At 68.8% G+C, this 14,207-nt stretch carries 14 protein-coding genes and 1 tRNA gene; 11 read left to right on the top strand and 4 right to left on the bottom strand.

What is annotated here, in order from left to right:
- Positions 1-127 precede the first annotated feature (127 nt).
- A complete protein-coding gene (locus TTY48_RS11125; RefSeq protein WP_220657544.1) occupies positions 128-601 on the bottom strand; it encodes an SgcJ/EcaC family oxidoreductase in 474 nt (157 codons plus the stop codon).
- Positions 602-876: 275 nt separating this feature from the next.
- Between TTY48_RS11125 and TTY48_RS11120 the strand changes: the two genes are divergently transcribed.
- From TTY48_RS11120 to TTY48_RS11095, 6 genes are all read left to right on the top strand, one after another.
- Positions 877-1,797: an SPFH domain-containing protein gene (locus tag TTY48_RS11120; protein ID WP_220657543.1), complete on the top strand. Its 921-nt coding sequence runs from the start codon at positions 877-879 to the stop codon at positions 1,795-1,797.
- Positions 1,797-2,024: a hypothetical protein gene (locus TTY48_RS11115; protein ID WP_013128435.1), complete on the top strand. Its 228-nt coding sequence runs from the start codon at positions 1,797-1,799 to the stop codon at positions 2,022-2,024. The genes TTY48_RS11120 and TTY48_RS11115 overlap by 1 nt, the downstream gene beginning before the upstream one ends.
- A gap of 63 nt (positions 2,025-2,087) precedes the next feature.
- Entirely contained in the window at positions 2,088-2,588 is a 501-nt protein-coding gene (locus tag TTY48_RS11110) for a DinB family protein (protein ID WP_220657542.1), read from the top strand.
- Between the two features lie 68 nt (positions 2,589-2,656).
- Positions 2,657-2,729, top strand: a tRNA-Thr gene (locus tag TTY48_RS11105).
- Between the two features lie 387 nt (positions 2,730-3,116).
- On the top strand, positions 3,117-3,941 hold the full coding sequence (locus TTY48_RS11100) for a hypothetical protein (protein WP_220657541.1): 825 nt from the start codon (positions 3,117-3,119) through the stop codon (positions 3,939-3,941).
- A 360-nt stretch (positions 3,942-4,301) separates the two neighbouring features.
- Positions 4,302-5,075, top strand: a complete 774-nt coding sequence (locus TTY48_RS11095; RefSeq protein ID WP_220657540.1) for a S1 family peptidase — start codon at positions 4,302-4,304, stop codon at positions 5,073-5,075.
- A 10-nt stretch (positions 5,076-5,085) separates the two neighbouring features.
- Here the strand turns inward: TTY48_RS11095 and TTY48_RS11090 are convergent, their stop codons facing one another.
- Positions 5,086-5,967: a dihydrodipicolinate synthase family protein gene (locus TTY48_RS11090; protein ID WP_220657539.1), complete on the bottom strand. Its 882-nt coding sequence runs from the start codon at positions 5,965-5,967 to the stop codon at positions 5,086-5,088.
- A 30-nt stretch (positions 5,968-5,997) separates the two neighbouring features.
- The gene (locus tag TTY48_RS11085) at positions 5,998-6,777 is read right to left on the bottom strand and encodes an aldolase (RefSeq protein ID WP_220657538.1); all 780 of its coding nucleotides are present in this window, start codon (positions 6,775-6,777) and stop codon (positions 5,998-6,000) included.
- A 158-nt stretch (positions 6,778-6,935) separates the two neighbouring features.
- Here TTY48_RS11085 and TTY48_RS11080 point away from each other — a divergent pair, with 158 nt between their 5' ends.
- From TTY48_RS11080 to TTY48_RS11060, 5 genes are all read left to right on the top strand, one after another.
- Entirely contained in the window at positions 6,936-7,484 is a 549-nt protein-coding gene (locus tag TTY48_RS11080; RefSeq protein WP_220657537.1) for a helix-turn-helix domain-containing protein, read from the top strand.
- Between the two features lie 108 nt (positions 7,485-7,592).
- Entirely contained in the window at positions 7,593-8,810 is a 1,218-nt protein-coding gene (locus TTY48_RS11075; RefSeq protein ID WP_220657536.1) for a CdaR family transcriptional regulator, read from the top strand.
- 208 nt (positions 8,811-9,018) lie between these two features.
- On the top strand, positions 9,019-10,515 hold the full coding sequence (locus TTY48_RS11070) for an NAD(P)/FAD-dependent oxidoreductase (RefSeq protein WP_220657535.1): 1,497 nt from the start codon (positions 9,019-9,021) through the stop codon (positions 10,513-10,515).
- Positions 10,516-10,625: 110 nt separating this feature from the next.
- On the top strand, positions 10,626-11,171 hold the full coding sequence (locus TTY48_RS11065; protein ID WP_220657534.1) for a dihydrofolate reductase family protein: 546 nt from the start codon (positions 10,626-10,628) through the stop codon (positions 11,169-11,171).
- A 71-nt stretch (positions 11,172-11,242) separates the two neighbouring features.
- Positions 11,243-12,922, top strand: coding sequence for a serine/threonine-protein kinase (locus TTY48_RS11060; RefSeq protein WP_255585635.1), 1,680 nt, complete (start codon positions 11,243-11,245; stop codon positions 12,920-12,922).
- Here the strand turns inward: TTY48_RS11060 and TTY48_RS11055 are convergent.
- A complete protein-coding gene (locus tag TTY48_RS11055; protein ID WP_220657533.1) occupies positions 12,919-14,139 on the bottom strand; it encodes a DNA polymerase III subunit delta' in 1,221 nt (406 codons plus the stop codon). The genes TTY48_RS11060 and TTY48_RS11055 overlap by 4 nt on opposite strands.
- Positions 14,140-14,207 lie beyond the last annotated feature (68 nt).

The following is a 14,207-nucleotide window of genomic DNA, read 5'->3' as shown; positions in this document are numbered from 1 at the left end:
CCTTCCCCGCATGATCACCGACATAAGCCCAGCTGAGAGCCACTACGGATGCGGTTATGTGAGCAGAACTGTAACACGTTCCAGTTCTGCCGCGGGTGGGGTTTCCGCAGATCGATCGGGTGCGAACCTACCCGGCGCGCGACTGCCGCGCGGCGGGATCGTCGAAGACGGCCGTGGACTGGGCCGCGGCGATGCGCCAGGCCCCGTCGTCCTTGGACAGCACGTACAGCGGGGCCGAATCCGGGGCGCCGGGCAGCGGCGCACCGTCGAGCCCGAGGGGCCGCACCCGCACGCTGACCGCGGCCACATCGGGCCGGACGAAGAGGATGCGCTCGACCCGGTAGTGCGCACCGCCGCGGCGCATCGACCCGCTGACGGTGCGGGCGACGAAGGCGTCGATGGCGGCGCGGCCGTGCAGGCGCCGGCCGTGCGCGGTGGTCCACACCGCGTCGTCGCGGAACAGCGTGCGCACGCGCGGAACACTGCCGGTCCGCTGCGCCTCCAGCACCTCGGCCACGAACTCGACGATCGCCGCGGTATCGGCGGGAGCGCCATCGCCGAGGATCTCCGGGGCAGCGCGATCGAATGCGTCGTCAGACATGCCTCAAGGCTCGCCTATCAACCCCGGTTGAGGTCAAGGCTTCGATTCAGCGTGGTTGGATCACTCGCCGGTCCGAGCGGCGGTAGTACAGCTCGTTGACCAGGCGCAGGATCAGCAGCACGCCCAGGAGGATCAGCAGGAAGGTCATGGGAGAAGACGCTAGATCCGAGTGCGATCGCAGAACAGGGAGCTTGACGCGTTCCTGACGACTCCTTGACGCCCGCTCCAAGAAACTGATATCACTTAAATAAGTGATATCAGAAAAAGGAGGGGTGATGACCGACATCGTTCAACCCGAGGACACGCAGGTGGCCATCTCCGAGCGACCCGCCTGGCACGCCGGCTCGGGGGCGGCCGTCGCAGCGTTCTTCGGGGTCATCGTGCTGCTCGGGGGCGCCGCGGGCTTCGTGGCACTCGCGGCCAAGCAGTCCGCGCCGGGGTTCATCGCGGGCACCGTGATCCTGGTGATCGCCGCCGCGCTGTTGGCCAGCATGATCGTCATGGTCTCGCCCGGCCACACCCTGGTGGTGCAGCTGTTCGGCAAGTACCTCGGCACGGTCCGCTCCACGGGCCTCGGCCTGGTCGTCCCGCTCACCACCCGGCGCCAGGTGTCGGTGCGCGTGCACAACTTCGAGACCGCCGAGCTCAAGGTGAACGACTCCACCGGCAATCCCGTGAACATCGCGTCGATCATCGTGTGGCAGGTGGCCGACACCGCCCGCGCCACGTTCGCCGTGGAGGACTACGAGGAGTTCATCATCTCGCAGGCGGAATCGGCCCTGCGGCACGTGACCACGAGCCACCCCTACGACGCCGACGATGCCGATACCGACGCCACGAGCCTGCGCGGATCGACCGACCAGGTGGCCGCCGAGCTCGCCGAACAGGTGGCCGCGCGCGTCGAGCTGGCCGGCCTGGAGATCCTCGAGGCCCGCATCTCCTCGCTGGCCTACGCCCCCGAGATCGCCCAGGCGATGCTGCAGCGGCAGCAGGCCTCGGCGTTGCTCGCGGCGCGGGAGAAGATCGTGGAGGGCGCGGTGGGCATCGTCGAGAACGCGCTCACCCGGCTCGAGGACAACGGCACCGTCGAGCTCGACGACGAGCGGCGTGCCGCGATGGTCTCGAACCTGCTGGTGGTGCTCTGCTCCGACAGTCGCACCACCCCGGTGGTGAACACGGGCAGCCTGTACAGCTAGTGGATTCCGAGCACGCACCCGAGCGTCCGGAGCGGGGCCGCAAGGCGGTTCCGCTCCGGATCGACCCGGCGGTCTACCAGGCGCTCGCGAAGTGGGCGGCCGACGATCTGCGCAGCGTGAACGCGCAGATCGAATTCCTGCTGCGCCGCGCGCTCGACGATGCCGGGCGCATGCCCGCCAAGGCCCGCCCGATGCGCGGGCCTGGTCGCCCGTCGCAGAACAACTGATCCTGCCGCACACCGCGACTTACCGACGGGTGGAGTCCGATGCGCCGCTGCTAGATTCATCTCATGACGCAGCCGACGATCGAGCGCGCCGCAATCGAAGCGCCACTGCGACAACAGCTCGAGGTCTTCCTCGACGAACATCGATCCCGGCTGGCGGCCACTCTCGATGGACTCACAGAGGATGAGGCGCGGGCGGCGCTCGTGCCCTCCCGCACCACGCTGCTGGGACTGGTCAAACACGCCGCGTTCGTCGAGAAGGTGTGGTTCGACTCCGCACTGTCCGGCCGGAGCCGGGCAGAGATCGGCATACCGCAGACCCCCGACGAGTCCTTCGTTCTCGACGACAGCGACACCATCGCGGCGGTGCTCGCCGCACACACGGACGCCTGTTCGGCGTCACGGCGCGCCACCGCGGGCCTTGGTCTCGATCATGTCTTCCCCGGGCACCGACTCGGGCCACTGCCGCTCCAGTGGGTGTACCTCCACGCTCTGCGCGAGTACGCGCAGCACCTCGGGCACGCCGACATCCTGCGCGAGCAGGTGCTGGCGAAGCGGCCCAGCTGAGCCGTGCGTTTGGTGCCCGCCGGGACGATCAGTACACTTGGTCCTCGGTCCTGCCTCGGTAGGGCCACGCCGCCTTAGCTCAGTCGGTAGAGCGCTTCACTCGTAATGAAAAGGTCGGGGGTTCGATTCCCCCAGGCGGCTCCCAGATAAAGGCCAGGTCAGAGACATTTTCTGCCCTGGCCTTTGTCGATGCGAGCGCCGGATGCGGCCCCAAAATGGGACACAAAGGCCCAGCTCAGTCCCGACGGGTACCGATCGGCAGCAAACAGGGAGCCGCGCGGACCCGCTGGTCGAGAACTCAATACCGACGCGCGTCAGACTGTCCACCTACCGTCGAGCCATGGACGCGGAGAAGGGGCCTGCGCGGCGCGCGGTGTTGGTGGCAGTTCGGCCCGCGCCAATAGCGAGTCGGAAGGTCGCTGCGCGCAGACCGCTAGCTGACGGTGGCTTTGCCCAACGAGCCTACCCAATCCGCACGCCCTCCTGAGTTGACAACCAGCCACCACTACGAGGGAACTACGAAGAGATATGAACGTTATCGATGCCGACAATCTTAAAGATGGAAGCCACCTAGTGAACTATCAGCGATGGCGAATCCACTGGGGATCCCCAGCGATCGGGTTCAATGTCAACGACGACACCGACACCCCTTACGAACGAGCTTTCACGCTCGCAACTTTCTTGTTCACCGTCGCCCCCGGGTCAGAGTGGTTCGTGGGCGTAGGTTCCGAAACGGGCTACGACACGACAGCGCTCCCCGGCTCTCCCGATCTTGCAGCGAACACACTGATTGATCAGTTTGACGCCCACCGGGATAGGGGCATCGTTCACCTGGAATGCCACGGCGACTATCAGTGCGGCCTTGTTTACAGGGATGGACGGGCCACAGTGAGTGACCTTTCGAGCGTCGTCGCGCCGAATGCGATCACCGCAGCAGTCGTCGACTGGTACTCAACCGGTCGCGCCACGTGGCCCGTCACCGAAGCCACGGCCGTCAGTTTCAAGCAGAGAGAAATCCAACGCACCCGAGAACGAGCCCAAATATTTACCGACATAGAGGTCGAATCCCTTCTGCGCGGCGAAATGCCGCCACCTCGTCCCCAACCAAATACCCTGTCGAGCGTTTCCGACATCGGATGGATGAATACTCTACAAACGACAACTTTGAAGTTTCCCGAGTTGCTCACCGATGGAGTTGATTGGACTCCCTCAGATGAATTCGGGTACAGCTTTCTCCAACTAGGAAAGAATCCCGAGGATTTCACATTCGAGATGGCCGAGTCCGTGCATCGAGCGTGCGGAAATCCTACCCTTGAGGAGATGCGAAACACGTTGGCTGCGCTACAAAGCTAGACAGGGGCCATCGCGACGGGCCCACCAAACGCCCACCAGATCTTCACCGCAGGGCTCACCCAGATCCATGTACACCCAGAACCGCTCCCTCGCCGCCAACGTCCGTGCGGGCCGGATTCGGCGAAACCGGTGTCAGATCACTCGTTTGACCGCGGCGGTCGCGTCCCGAAGCTCGACCGCCATGCGAGGGTGATCGTCCTCGATCACCCTCCGCACCCTCTGTCGCGCGTTCCATCCCCGCGCACGCGGATTCGTGAATTCACTGTGCCGTAGAGCGAAATGCGTTGATCCGCTACCCTAAACTCCGGCCAGGAATTCCGCCGCACCGGAGTGCGGTGCAGAACGAGACGGGGGACAGCAATGCGAGCACGGTCAGCTCTGCCAGGCGCGATCGCCGGAACCATCACCGCGATCCTGACAGCCGGGCTCGGCGCTCCCGCCGCCCAGGCAGTGCCCGCACCGCCTGCGCCCGCACCGGCCGTCACCGTGGGCCCCGGTTCGGCGATCAGCATCGCCAAGAAGGAGAACCCGGACGGCACCGTCGATGCTTCGCGCTGCACCCTGGGCTTCATCGCCGTGCGTCCGGACGGCAGCCGCGTGGGCCTCATCGCCGGTCACTGCGGCACGACCGGGCAGCGCATCGGCGTCCCCGCTCCCGGCAAGCCGAACACGATCCGCGAGATCGGGCGGGTCGCGAACTCGTCCAACCCGCCGACTCGCGTCAACCCGGACACCGGCAAGCGCGGCCCTGCCGACCCGTCGGCCCCCGACTGGGCGGTGCTCGAGTTCCGCCCGAACGTCACTACCACCGCGGGCAAGGGCGCGGTCCAGCCCCGGAGCGTGGGCATCGCTCGCGCCGGCGACCGCGTGTGCCAGCAGGGCGTGACCACCGGGTGGCGGTGCGGTGTGGTGATCAAGGCCGATGCCCGGCAGATCGCGACCGATATCGCCTCGCGGCAGGGCGACAGTGGCGGGCCCCTGATCCGGCTGTCCGACGGGGCCGCGCTCGGCATCGTCTCGTCGATCCTGACCGGTGACCCCGCCGTGGCCAGGACCTACTACTGGACCGTGAGCGACTCGCTGGCCCGCGCCGGTGGCCTCACCCTGGCCACCGTCGGGCCCGCCCGCATCTGACCCGGGCGCGTCAGCCCACGCCGGCGGCGGTGAGGAGCCTGCTCAGCTCCTCCGCCTCGGCGTCGTCGAGCGGCAGCAGGGGTCGCCGAGGATGGCCCGCGGCGATGCCCGTGAGCGTGAGCCCCGCCTTCACGGTGGTCGGCAGTCCACGCGCGACGATGAACTCCAGAAGCGGCCGGATCTGCGCGAAGCGTTCTTCGGCGAGGGCGTCGTCGCCCGCCGCGACGGCGGCGTGGAAATCGCGAACCTGCTCCGGGATCAGACACGGCGCGGCAGTGCACCATCCGGCCGCACCCGCCTGGAAGGCCTTGAGTGCGAGCGGGTTACTGCCGTTGAAGAAGGGCAGCGTTCCTCCGCTGAGCTCGCGGAGCCGGTGCATGCGGTCGATATCGCCGGTGGACTCCTTGACCATGGTGATGTTCTCGACATCACGCACCAGTTCCCAGAGCTGTTCGGGCGTGAGATCGATCCCCGCGGTCGCCGGATTGTTGTAGACCATCACGGGGATCGACACGGCCCCCGCGATCGCCTCGAAGTGCCGCTGCACCTCGGCCGCGGTGAGCTTCCAGTACGAGACCGGCAGTGCCATGACCACATCGGCGCCGAGCCCCTCGGCGATCCGGGCCCGTTCCGCAGCCCCGCGCGTGGTGAGATCGGAGACCCCGACCACGGTGGGGACGCGGCCGCCGATGTGGGTCACGGTGCTCGCCACCACCTGCGTCCACTCCGTGAGGTCCAGATACGCGGATTCGCCGGTGCTCCCGAGCGGGGCCACGGCGGAACAGCCACCGTCCACGAGGCGGTCGAGCACTCGGTGCAGGGCGAGATGATCCACGGTCCCGTCCGCGGCGAACGGGGTGATGGGATAGGCGACGATGCCGGAGACGGTCATGCGATTTCCTTCACGGGTCGGTGTTGACGCTCAGACGGCGTCGGGGTGGGTGCGGAGGGCGCGGCGCGCGTAGTACTGGAAATTCGCCTCGCTGCGGCGGTGCGACAGGGTCCAGTCGTGGGCTTCGCGGGCGAGCCGCGGTGGCAGCGGAGCGATCTCGCCCGCGCTCATGGCGAGCAGTTGCAGGCGGGCCGCCCGCTCGATCAGGTGGGCCAGCGAGCAGGCCTCCTCGATCGTCGCGCCCACCACCAGCTGGCCGTGGTGGGCCAACAGGATCGCGCGCTTATCGCCGAGCGCCTCGGAGATGATCTCGCCCTCCTCGTTCCCGACGGGGACACCCGGCCAGTCCTTGAGGAATGCGCAGTCGTCGTACAGCGGCGCGATGTCCATCTGCGAGACCTGCAGCGGCACTTCGAGCATCGACAGCGCGGCGACGTGCAGCGGATGCGTGTGCACGATGCAGTTCACATCCGGCCGCGCGCGGTAGACCCAGCTGTGGAAACGGTTCGCGGGGTTGGCCATGCCGTCGCCGGCGAGGACGGTGAGATCCTCGTCGACCAGTAGGAGGTTGTCGGCGGTGATCTCGTCGAAACCGAGGCCGAGCCGCTGCGTCCAGAAGGTGCCCGGCTCGTCTCCGCGGGCGGAGATCTGCCCGGCGAGCCCGGAATCGTGCCCCGCGTCGTACAGGGCGCGGCAGGTGAGCGCGAGCTTCTGCCGATCGGTCCACTCCTGCGTGATCATCGTCGTGTCCATCGCCCGCTGGGCGGTGTCCATCAACTCCTGTTTGCCGAGCCCCATCGTCGATGCCATATCAGCACAAGACCTTTCAGTTCCGGGTCCGCTGGTCGAACCCGATTCCCACCGTAGGACACTTGTGTCCTATCGTCAACTGGGGTCCTGTGCGGTAGGATCGATCCCGCTACCGGATGGAGCACACGCAACGAAGAAGAACAGGGCGGGCGAGACCGATGTCGGCGATGGTGCGGGCGCGACGATTGAGCGCGGGACTGACCCTCGACGCCCTCGCCGAGCGCGTGGGGGTCACGAAGAGCTACCTGTCGAAGGTCGAACGAGGCCGCAGCACACCGTCGATCGCGATCGCGCTGCGGATCGCCGAGGCGCTCGGCGTGGACGCCGCCGAGATCTTCGTGGACCGGGATGAGACCGATTCCGGCGGCGTCACCATCGAACGCGCTGCACAGCGCATCACCCCGGGCCGGGCCGACCGTCCGATCTACGACCCGGTCGCCGCGGCACTCTCGGGCAAGCAGATGCATCCCTTCGTGGTCCATCCCCCGCACGAGAAGTCCGACCCGGTGCACCACGACGGCGACGAATTCGTCTACGTCATCGCCGGCACCCTCGGTCTCACCGTGGACGGCACCGAGACACCGCTCGAGACCGGCGACTGCGCATACTTCTCCGCGACGCTGCCCCACCGGCTCCGCTCACTGTCCGAGACCCCGGCCACCGCACTCCTCGTGACCACCGTGACGCGGCACCACGCCCCGACCTGACATCCTCACTGCGCCCCGGTGACCGTCGTCCCCGGGACGAGTCCGGCCCGGTGGACCCGGGCCGCTGACGCCTGCGCGAGAATCGACGGACAGATCGAAGGGACCTCGATGCGCAAGACCTGGCCCGAACCGTCGGAGCGGGTGAAGGAGCTGATCCGCCGTGGCGCGGAGATCGCGAGCAATCCGCCCGAGGAGTGGGTGGCCGAGCTCCACGACGCGACGCTGGCCGGGGCCATCATGCAGGGCATCGCCGCCGATCCCACGCTCGCCGAACTGGTCCGCCAGTCCAACACCGCCGCGATGCTGCTGTGGGCCACCCACAACCTGCGCCACCCCGGCGCCCGGGTACCGCCCAACACCGACGACGAGGCCCTCGCCGTCGCCCGTGACCTGGTGCGACGGGGCCTCGACCTGCACGGCATCGACTCCTACCGCACCGGACTGAACGCGGCGTGGCGACGCTGGATGGAGCTGTGCTTCACCCTCACCGACGATCCGGAGGAACTGCGCGACCTGCTCGCCGTGACCTGGGAATCGATGTCGGTGTACATCGACGACACCATCACCGCGATCGCCGTGCGCATGGCCGCCGAACGCGACCAACTGACCACCGGGACCAACGCGGACCGTCTGGCCACGATCTCTCTGGTCCTGCAGGGCGCGCCCATCGCCCGGGACCGGGCCGAACAACAGCTCGGCTACCGCCTCACCGGACCGCACACGGCCGCCGTCGTCTGGACCACCGGCGACGCCGCCGACCTCGACGCCGCCGCGCAGGCCCTGGCCCGGCACGCGGGGACCGCGCGACCGCTCACCGTGGTGGCCAGCGCCTCGGCCCTGTGGGTATGGCTCCCCGGCACCGTGGTCCCCCACAGCGCCGAACTGGCACGCGAACTGGCCGATCACCCCGAGGTCCGGGTGGCACTGGGCCGGCCGGGCGACGACCTCGACGGCTTCCGGCGCAGCCACCTCGACGCCGGTGCGGCGCAGCGCCTCCTCAGCCGGCTCGGCTCGCCGCGGCGCGTGGCCCGCTACGACGACATCGCGCTGATCTCACTGATCACGGCCGACACCGCCAAGGCCGACGAGTTCGTGCACGACACCCTGGGCGAGCTGCTGACCGCCGACCAGGACACCCGCGACACCGTGGCCACCTACGTGAGCGAGCAGTTCAACACCTCCCGCACCGCGGAGCGGCTGTACACCCACCGCAACACGGTGATCCGCCGCCTGGCCCGCGCCGACGAGCTGCTCCCCCGCCCGCTCGCCGAGAACCCGACCGGGGTGGCCGTCGCCCTCGACGTACTGCGCTGGCTGGCGCCCTGAGCGGCGCGTGAAACTGCTCCGCAGCGGCGGGGCGTGGACATAGTGTCCGCGGCGGCCCTGTGGTGTGCATTTTCGCGAGGCACCGCGTGACGATCTGCACAACGCCGTAGGGCAACCGGGTGCATTCTGCTGTGGCCCGCGCCACCGCCGCCGCGAGAGAGTAGGGCATCGGTTCTATCACTGAGCCCCATCAGCAGGAGAAACAGCTATGACGAGCAGCACCCCCGAGCACCTCGACATCCTGGTCATCGGCGCCGGCATCTCCGGCATCGGCGCCGGCCACTACATCCGCACCGAGCTGCCCACCAAGTCCTTCGCGATCCTCGAGGGCCGCGACACCTTCGGCGGCACCTGGGACCTGTTCAAGTACCCCGGCATCCGCTCGGACTCCGACCTGCACACCTTCGGCTACGAGTTCAAGCCCTGGGAGAGCAAGGACTCCATCGCCGACGCGCACAAGATCATCGACTACCTGCAGGAGACGATCGACGAGAACGACCTCGGCGACAAGATCCGCTACAACCACAAGGTGATCTCGGCCGACTGGTCGAGCGAGGACGCCCGCTGGACACTGACCATCGAGCGCGACGGCGAGCCCACCACGCTGACCGCGAACTGGATCCTGTTCGGCAGCGGCTACTACGACTACGAGCAGGGCTTCACCCCCGAGTTCGCCGGCCGCGACCGCTTCGCCGGCCAGATCATCCACCCGCAGTTCTGGCCCGAGGACCTCGACTACACGGGCAAGAAGGTGGTGGTGATCGGCTCCGGCGCCACCGCCGTGACCCTGGTCCCGTCGCTGCTGACCGGCGACAAGACCGCCGGCCACGTCACCATGCTGCAGCGCACGCCGACGTACATCATGCCGGTGCCCAAGCAGGACCCCATCACGAACACCCTGCACAAGGTGTTCGGCCACAAGATCGGTCACGATCTGTCCCGCAAGCGCTTCATCTGGCAGCAGCGCGGCGTGTACGTCTTCGCGCAGCGCTTCCCGAAGGCGGCCCGCAAGATCATCCGCAACGAGAACGCCAAGCGCCTGCCCAAGGACTTCCCGGTGGACGTGCACTTCAACCCGCCCTACAACCCCTGGGACCAGCGGCTGTGCGCCGTGCCCGACGGCGACCTGTTCAAAGCGATCCGCAGCGGCAAGGCCGATGTGGCCACCGACAAGATCGCCACGTTCGACGAGACCGGCATCGAGCTGGCCAGCGGCGAGCGCCTGGACGCCGACATCATCGTGACGGCCACGGGCCTGAAGCTGAAGCTGCTCGGCGGCGTGACGCTCTCGGTCGACGGACGTGAGGTGGACGTGCCGAACGCCGTGATCCACCGCGGCGCGATGCTCTCCGGCGTCCCGAACGCCGCGCTGGCGATCGGCTACACGAACTCGTCGTGGACGCTCAAGGTGGGCATGCTGTGGAAGTACATCACCAAGCTGATCAACACCATGGACCGGCAGGGGCAGGACGTGGCCGTGGCCGTGGCCGATCCCGATATGGCCACCCGCCCCGCCCTCGATTTCGAGGCCGGCTACGTGCAGCGCGCCCTCGCCGAGCTGCCGCGGCAGGGCGAGGCCGATGACTGGCGCATGTCGATGAGCTACTTCGAGGACGCCAAGCGGCTCAGCAGCGAACTGTCGCTGGACGAGAGCTCGGGCCTGCGCCTGTCGTCGAGCACGCGGACGGCGCCCGCGAGCGTCTGACCGGTTCCACCGACGCGCCCTCTCCCGCGTTCCGCAGCACCGCGCACCCGCGCGGGGTACCTTCGCTGCGGACGCCGAGAGGGCGCGTCGGTCTATCCGGAAGAGGGATCATGGGCACCATTCACGCACACGAATTCGTCACGCTCGACGGCTATTTCGACGACCCCAGCTTCACCTTCCCGTTCGGATTCGATCCGGCCATGGGCGAGACACTGGGGGCGATCACCGGCGCCGCGAGCGATATCCTGCTGGGCCGCAAGACCTACGAGATGTTCGCGCCCGCATGGCGGGACCGCACCCCCGACGACGATCCGGGCGCACCCTTCTTCAACGACACCACCAAGCACGTGGTGGGCGCGAACCCGCTCGTGGAGCAGTGGAACAACACCGTCGCGCTGGGCGCCTACGACCCCGCGGCCATCGCCGACCTCAAGGCCACGGCGCAGGGCGACATCTACATCAGCGGCAGCGGCCAGCTGGTCCGCGGGCTGCTGCACGACGGCCTGCTCGACTCGCTGCACCTGTTCGTGTACCCCGTGGTGCTCGGCCGCGGCGAGCGCCTGTTCACCGACCAGGAGCTCACCCTCACGCTGCAGGAGTCGCAGTCCTACGACAACGGCGTGCTGCACCTGGCGTACGGGCCCGCCGCGACCTGAGCCGCACCCGTTCCGCCTCCCTGACCTGCAAGAACATGGCAAGCTCAGGGTGTCCCGCTACCGTGGAACGGATGCGTGAAGACAGTCTGGCCGTGGCGCAGAGGGAGCGGATGAACGAGCAGTACATCGCGGGATACCGCGTGGTGCGCCGCCTGGGCGGTGGCGGCATGGGTGAGGTGTACCTCGTGGAGCACCCCCGGCTGCCCCGCCAGGACGCGCTCAAGCTGCTGCACTCCTCGGTGAGCAGCAACCCCCAGTACAAGGCCCGCTTCGAGCGCGAGGCCTACCTGTTGGCCCAGCTCAACCACCGCAACATCATCCACCTGTACGACCGGGGCGAGCACGACGGCCGGCTGTGGATCGCGATGGAGTACGTGGCCGGACCGGACACCGCGCAGATGCTCGCCGAACGCGGGCCCATGCCGCTGCCCCTGGCGATCGAGATCGCGGCGGGCGCGGGCGCCGGGCTGGATTACGCGTACCGGCACGCGAACATCACCCACCGCGATGTGAAGCCCGCCAACATCCTGGTGGCCTTCGACGCCGACGGTGCGCCGCAGGTCAAGCTCGCCGATTTCGGCATCGCGAAGGCCGCGGGCGAAGCGCTCGGCGTCACCTCCACCGGCGTCACCGTGGGGACGATGGCCTACATGTCGCCGGAGGCCTTCGACAACAAGAACCTGGACAACCGGGCCGACCTGTACTCGCTGGGCTGCACCGTCTTCGAGCTGCTCACCGGCACCCCGCCCTTTCCGGGCGATTCGCCCGCCGCGGTGATCTCCGCACACCTGAATCAGCCGGCCCCGAAGATCACCTCGCGCAATCCGGATCTCCCGCCGCATCTCGACCTCGTCTTCCGCAAGGCTCTCGCGAAGCGGCCCGAGGACCGCTACGCCTCCTGCGCGGAGTTCGTCGCCGGCCTGCGCGGCGAGGTCCCGACGATGCCGGCGCAGGCGGGGACGGCCGAGCACCCGTCACCGTCGACCGGCGCCTACCCGGCCGGCGGCGGCGACACCGGCTCGTACGGTCCCGCCACCGGCTCCTACGGTCCGCCGCCGGGCGCGTACCCGCCGCCCCGGCACACCGCGCCGCAGCCCGCCCCCACCCGCGCGCAGGCCTATCCCCCGGCGACCGCGGCCGAACGCTATCCGGCGGAGCAGTACCCGCCCGCCGAGTACCGCGGCGATACCAAGCCCCGCAAGCGCAGCCTGCCGATCGTGATCGGTGCGCTTATCGTGATCGTGGCGCTGGTGGCGGGCGGTTTCTACCTGTTCTCCCCGACCGGAAAGGGCGGCGCGGCCAGTGGTTCGCCGCTGACCGGCACCTCGGTCCAGCTGGTGAACTTCCAGGGCACGAACGATTCGTCGCCCAATCTCCGGAACGTGCTGACCGGTGCCTCGCCGTCCTGGAAGACCGACCAGTACTTCAGCGGACCGAAGTTCGGCGGGCTCAAGTCCGGCGTCGGCTTCCTGATCACCCTGGACCGCGAGGCCTCGGTCACCTCCGGCACCATCACCTCGCCCAGCGCGGGATCGACGGTGCAGGTGCGCACGGCATCGTCGGCGTCGGTGAGCTCGCTCGATCAGACCTCGACGGTGTGGGACGGCACGCTGAGCAGCGGCGACACCGCCTTCGCGGCCGGCGCCTCGGAGAAGACCCGCTACGTGCTGGTGTGGATCACCGGGCTCTCGCAGATCTCGGGCGGCAAGTGGCAGACCACCATCGACCAGGTGCAGCTGCGCGGAGACTAGCGGCGGTAATCGCGCAGCGCCGAGGACACCCCGGCGGCCATCGCGTCCAGCGCCACCACCGGCTTGACGTTGAGGTCGATGGCCTCGCGGCAGTCGAGCACCGACTCCACGCAGCGCAGCAGCCCCTCGGGCCGCGCGTAGCCGGCCAGCCGGCTGGTCTGCTCGGCCTCGTCGGGATGCATCAGCGTGACCCGCGCACCGGAACCCTGCACCAGGGCATCGCGGAACAGCGCGGCCAGGTCGATGAGCGCCCGGTCGAGCGCATCGCGCACGGCCCGGGTGCTGCGCGCCTTCTGCCGCTTCTCCAGGTCTTTGAGCTGTCCCGCGCTACCGCGCATGACCCCGGCCGTGCCGCGGCCGGTGCCGCCCGCACCGAGCGCGGTCCGCAGTTCCTCGGTCTCGCGTTCGTTGAGGTCGGCGTTGAGCTCCTTGGCGGTGGACTCGGCATCGCGCAGCAACTGCTCGACCACGCCGTAGACGCCCTCGGAGGTGGCGGCCCGGGCCACGCCCAGGGCCTGCCGGCGCTGCTTCTGCGACTCCGGATCGGTGGCGAGGCGCTTCGCGCGGCCCACGTGGCCGCCGCACACCCCGGCCGCCCAGGCGGCGCGTTCGGGGTCGATGCCGTCGCGTTCGAGCACCGCCGCGATCGCCTCCGCCGACGGCGTGACGAGCGGCACATGCCGACATCGCGACTTCAGCGTGACGGAGATGTCCTCGGGATCGACGGTGGGCGCGCACAGCAGCACGATGGTCTGCGCGGGCGGCTCCTCGACCATCTTCAGCAACGCGTTACCGGCCTGCTCGGTGAGGCGGTCGGCGTCCTCGATCAGCACGATCTGCCAGCTGCCCACGGACGGCCGCCGCGACGCATCGGCCACCACCTCACGCATCTGCTTGACCGCGATCGACAGCCCGTCCGGCGCGATTCCGCGCACGTCAGCGTGGGTTCCGGCGAGCACAGTGGTGCAGGCGCGGCATTCGCCGCAGCCCGGCTCGCCCGGGGTCTCGCACTGCAACGCGGCCGCCAGGGCGCGGGCGGCGACCGACCGTCCGGAGCCGGGCGGGCCGGTGAACAGCCAGGCGTGGGTCATCGCGGACCCGGCCAGATCGGCGACGGTGCCGGACCCGGCCGCGACCTCACGTGCGGCCACCGCGGCCGCGCGCAGCTCCGTCACCACCGCGTCCTGCCCGACCAGCCGACTGAACACCCCACTCACGCCACCAGCCTAGCCCTCGTCCCACGAGCCGAGTGCAAGCTAAGTTGGACCCGTGGTCACGCCAGCTA

Source organism: Tsukamurella sp. TY48, from assembly GCF_019656655.1.
Classification (GTDB): domain Bacteria; phylum Actinomycetota; class Actinomycetes; order Mycobacteriales; family Mycobacteriaceae; genus Tsukamurella; species Tsukamurella strandjordii.
Note: the sequence above shows the minus strand (reverse complement) of the source record. Positions and strands in the feature narration are given on the sequence as shown.

Coding starts and splice junctions, on each gene's coding strand:
- TTY48_RS11095 (WP_220657540.1), top strand. CDS start 4,302: ATGCGAGCACGGTCAGCTCTGCCAGGCGCGATCGCCGGAACCATCACC.
- TTY48_RS11085 (WP_220657538.1), bottom strand. CDS start 6,777: ATGGCATCGACGATGGGGCTCGGCAAACAGGAGTTGATGGACACCGCC.
- TTY48_RS11125 (WP_220657544.1), bottom strand. CDS start 601: ATGTCTGACGACGCATTCGATCGCGCTGCCCCGGAGATCCTCGGCGAT.
- TTY48_RS11120 (WP_220657543.1), top strand. CDS start 877: ATGACCGACATCGTTCAACCCGAGGACACGCAGGTGGCCATCTCCGAG.
- TTY48_RS11075 (WP_220657536.1), top strand. CDS start 7,593: ATGCGCAAGACCTGGCCCGAACCGTCGGAGCGGGTGAAGGAGCTGATC.
- TTY48_RS11080 (WP_220657537.1), top strand. CDS start 6,936: ATGTCGGCGATGGTGCGGGCGCGACGATTGAGCGCGGGACTGACCCTC.
- TTY48_RS11110 (WP_220657542.1), top strand. CDS start 2,088: ATGACGCAGCCGACGATCGAGCGCGCCGCAATCGAAGCGCCACTGCGA.
- TTY48_RS11070 (WP_220657535.1), top strand. CDS start 9,019: ATGACGAGCAGCACCCCCGAGCACCTCGACATCCTGGTCATCGGCGCC.
- TTY48_RS11065 (WP_220657534.1), top strand. CDS start 10,626: ATGGGCACCATTCACGCACACGAATTCGTCACGCTCGACGGCTATTTC.
- TTY48_RS11060 (WP_255585635.1), top strand. CDS start 11,243: ATGCGTGAAGACAGTCTGGCCGTGGCGCAGAGGGAGCGGATGAACGAG.
- TTY48_RS11100 (WP_220657541.1), top strand. CDS start 3,117: ATGAACGTTATCGATGCCGACAATCTTAAAGATGGAAGCCACCTAGTG.
- TTY48_RS11090 (WP_220657539.1), bottom strand. CDS start 5,967: ATGACCGTCTCCGGCATCGTCGCCTATCCCATCACCCCGTTCGCCGCG.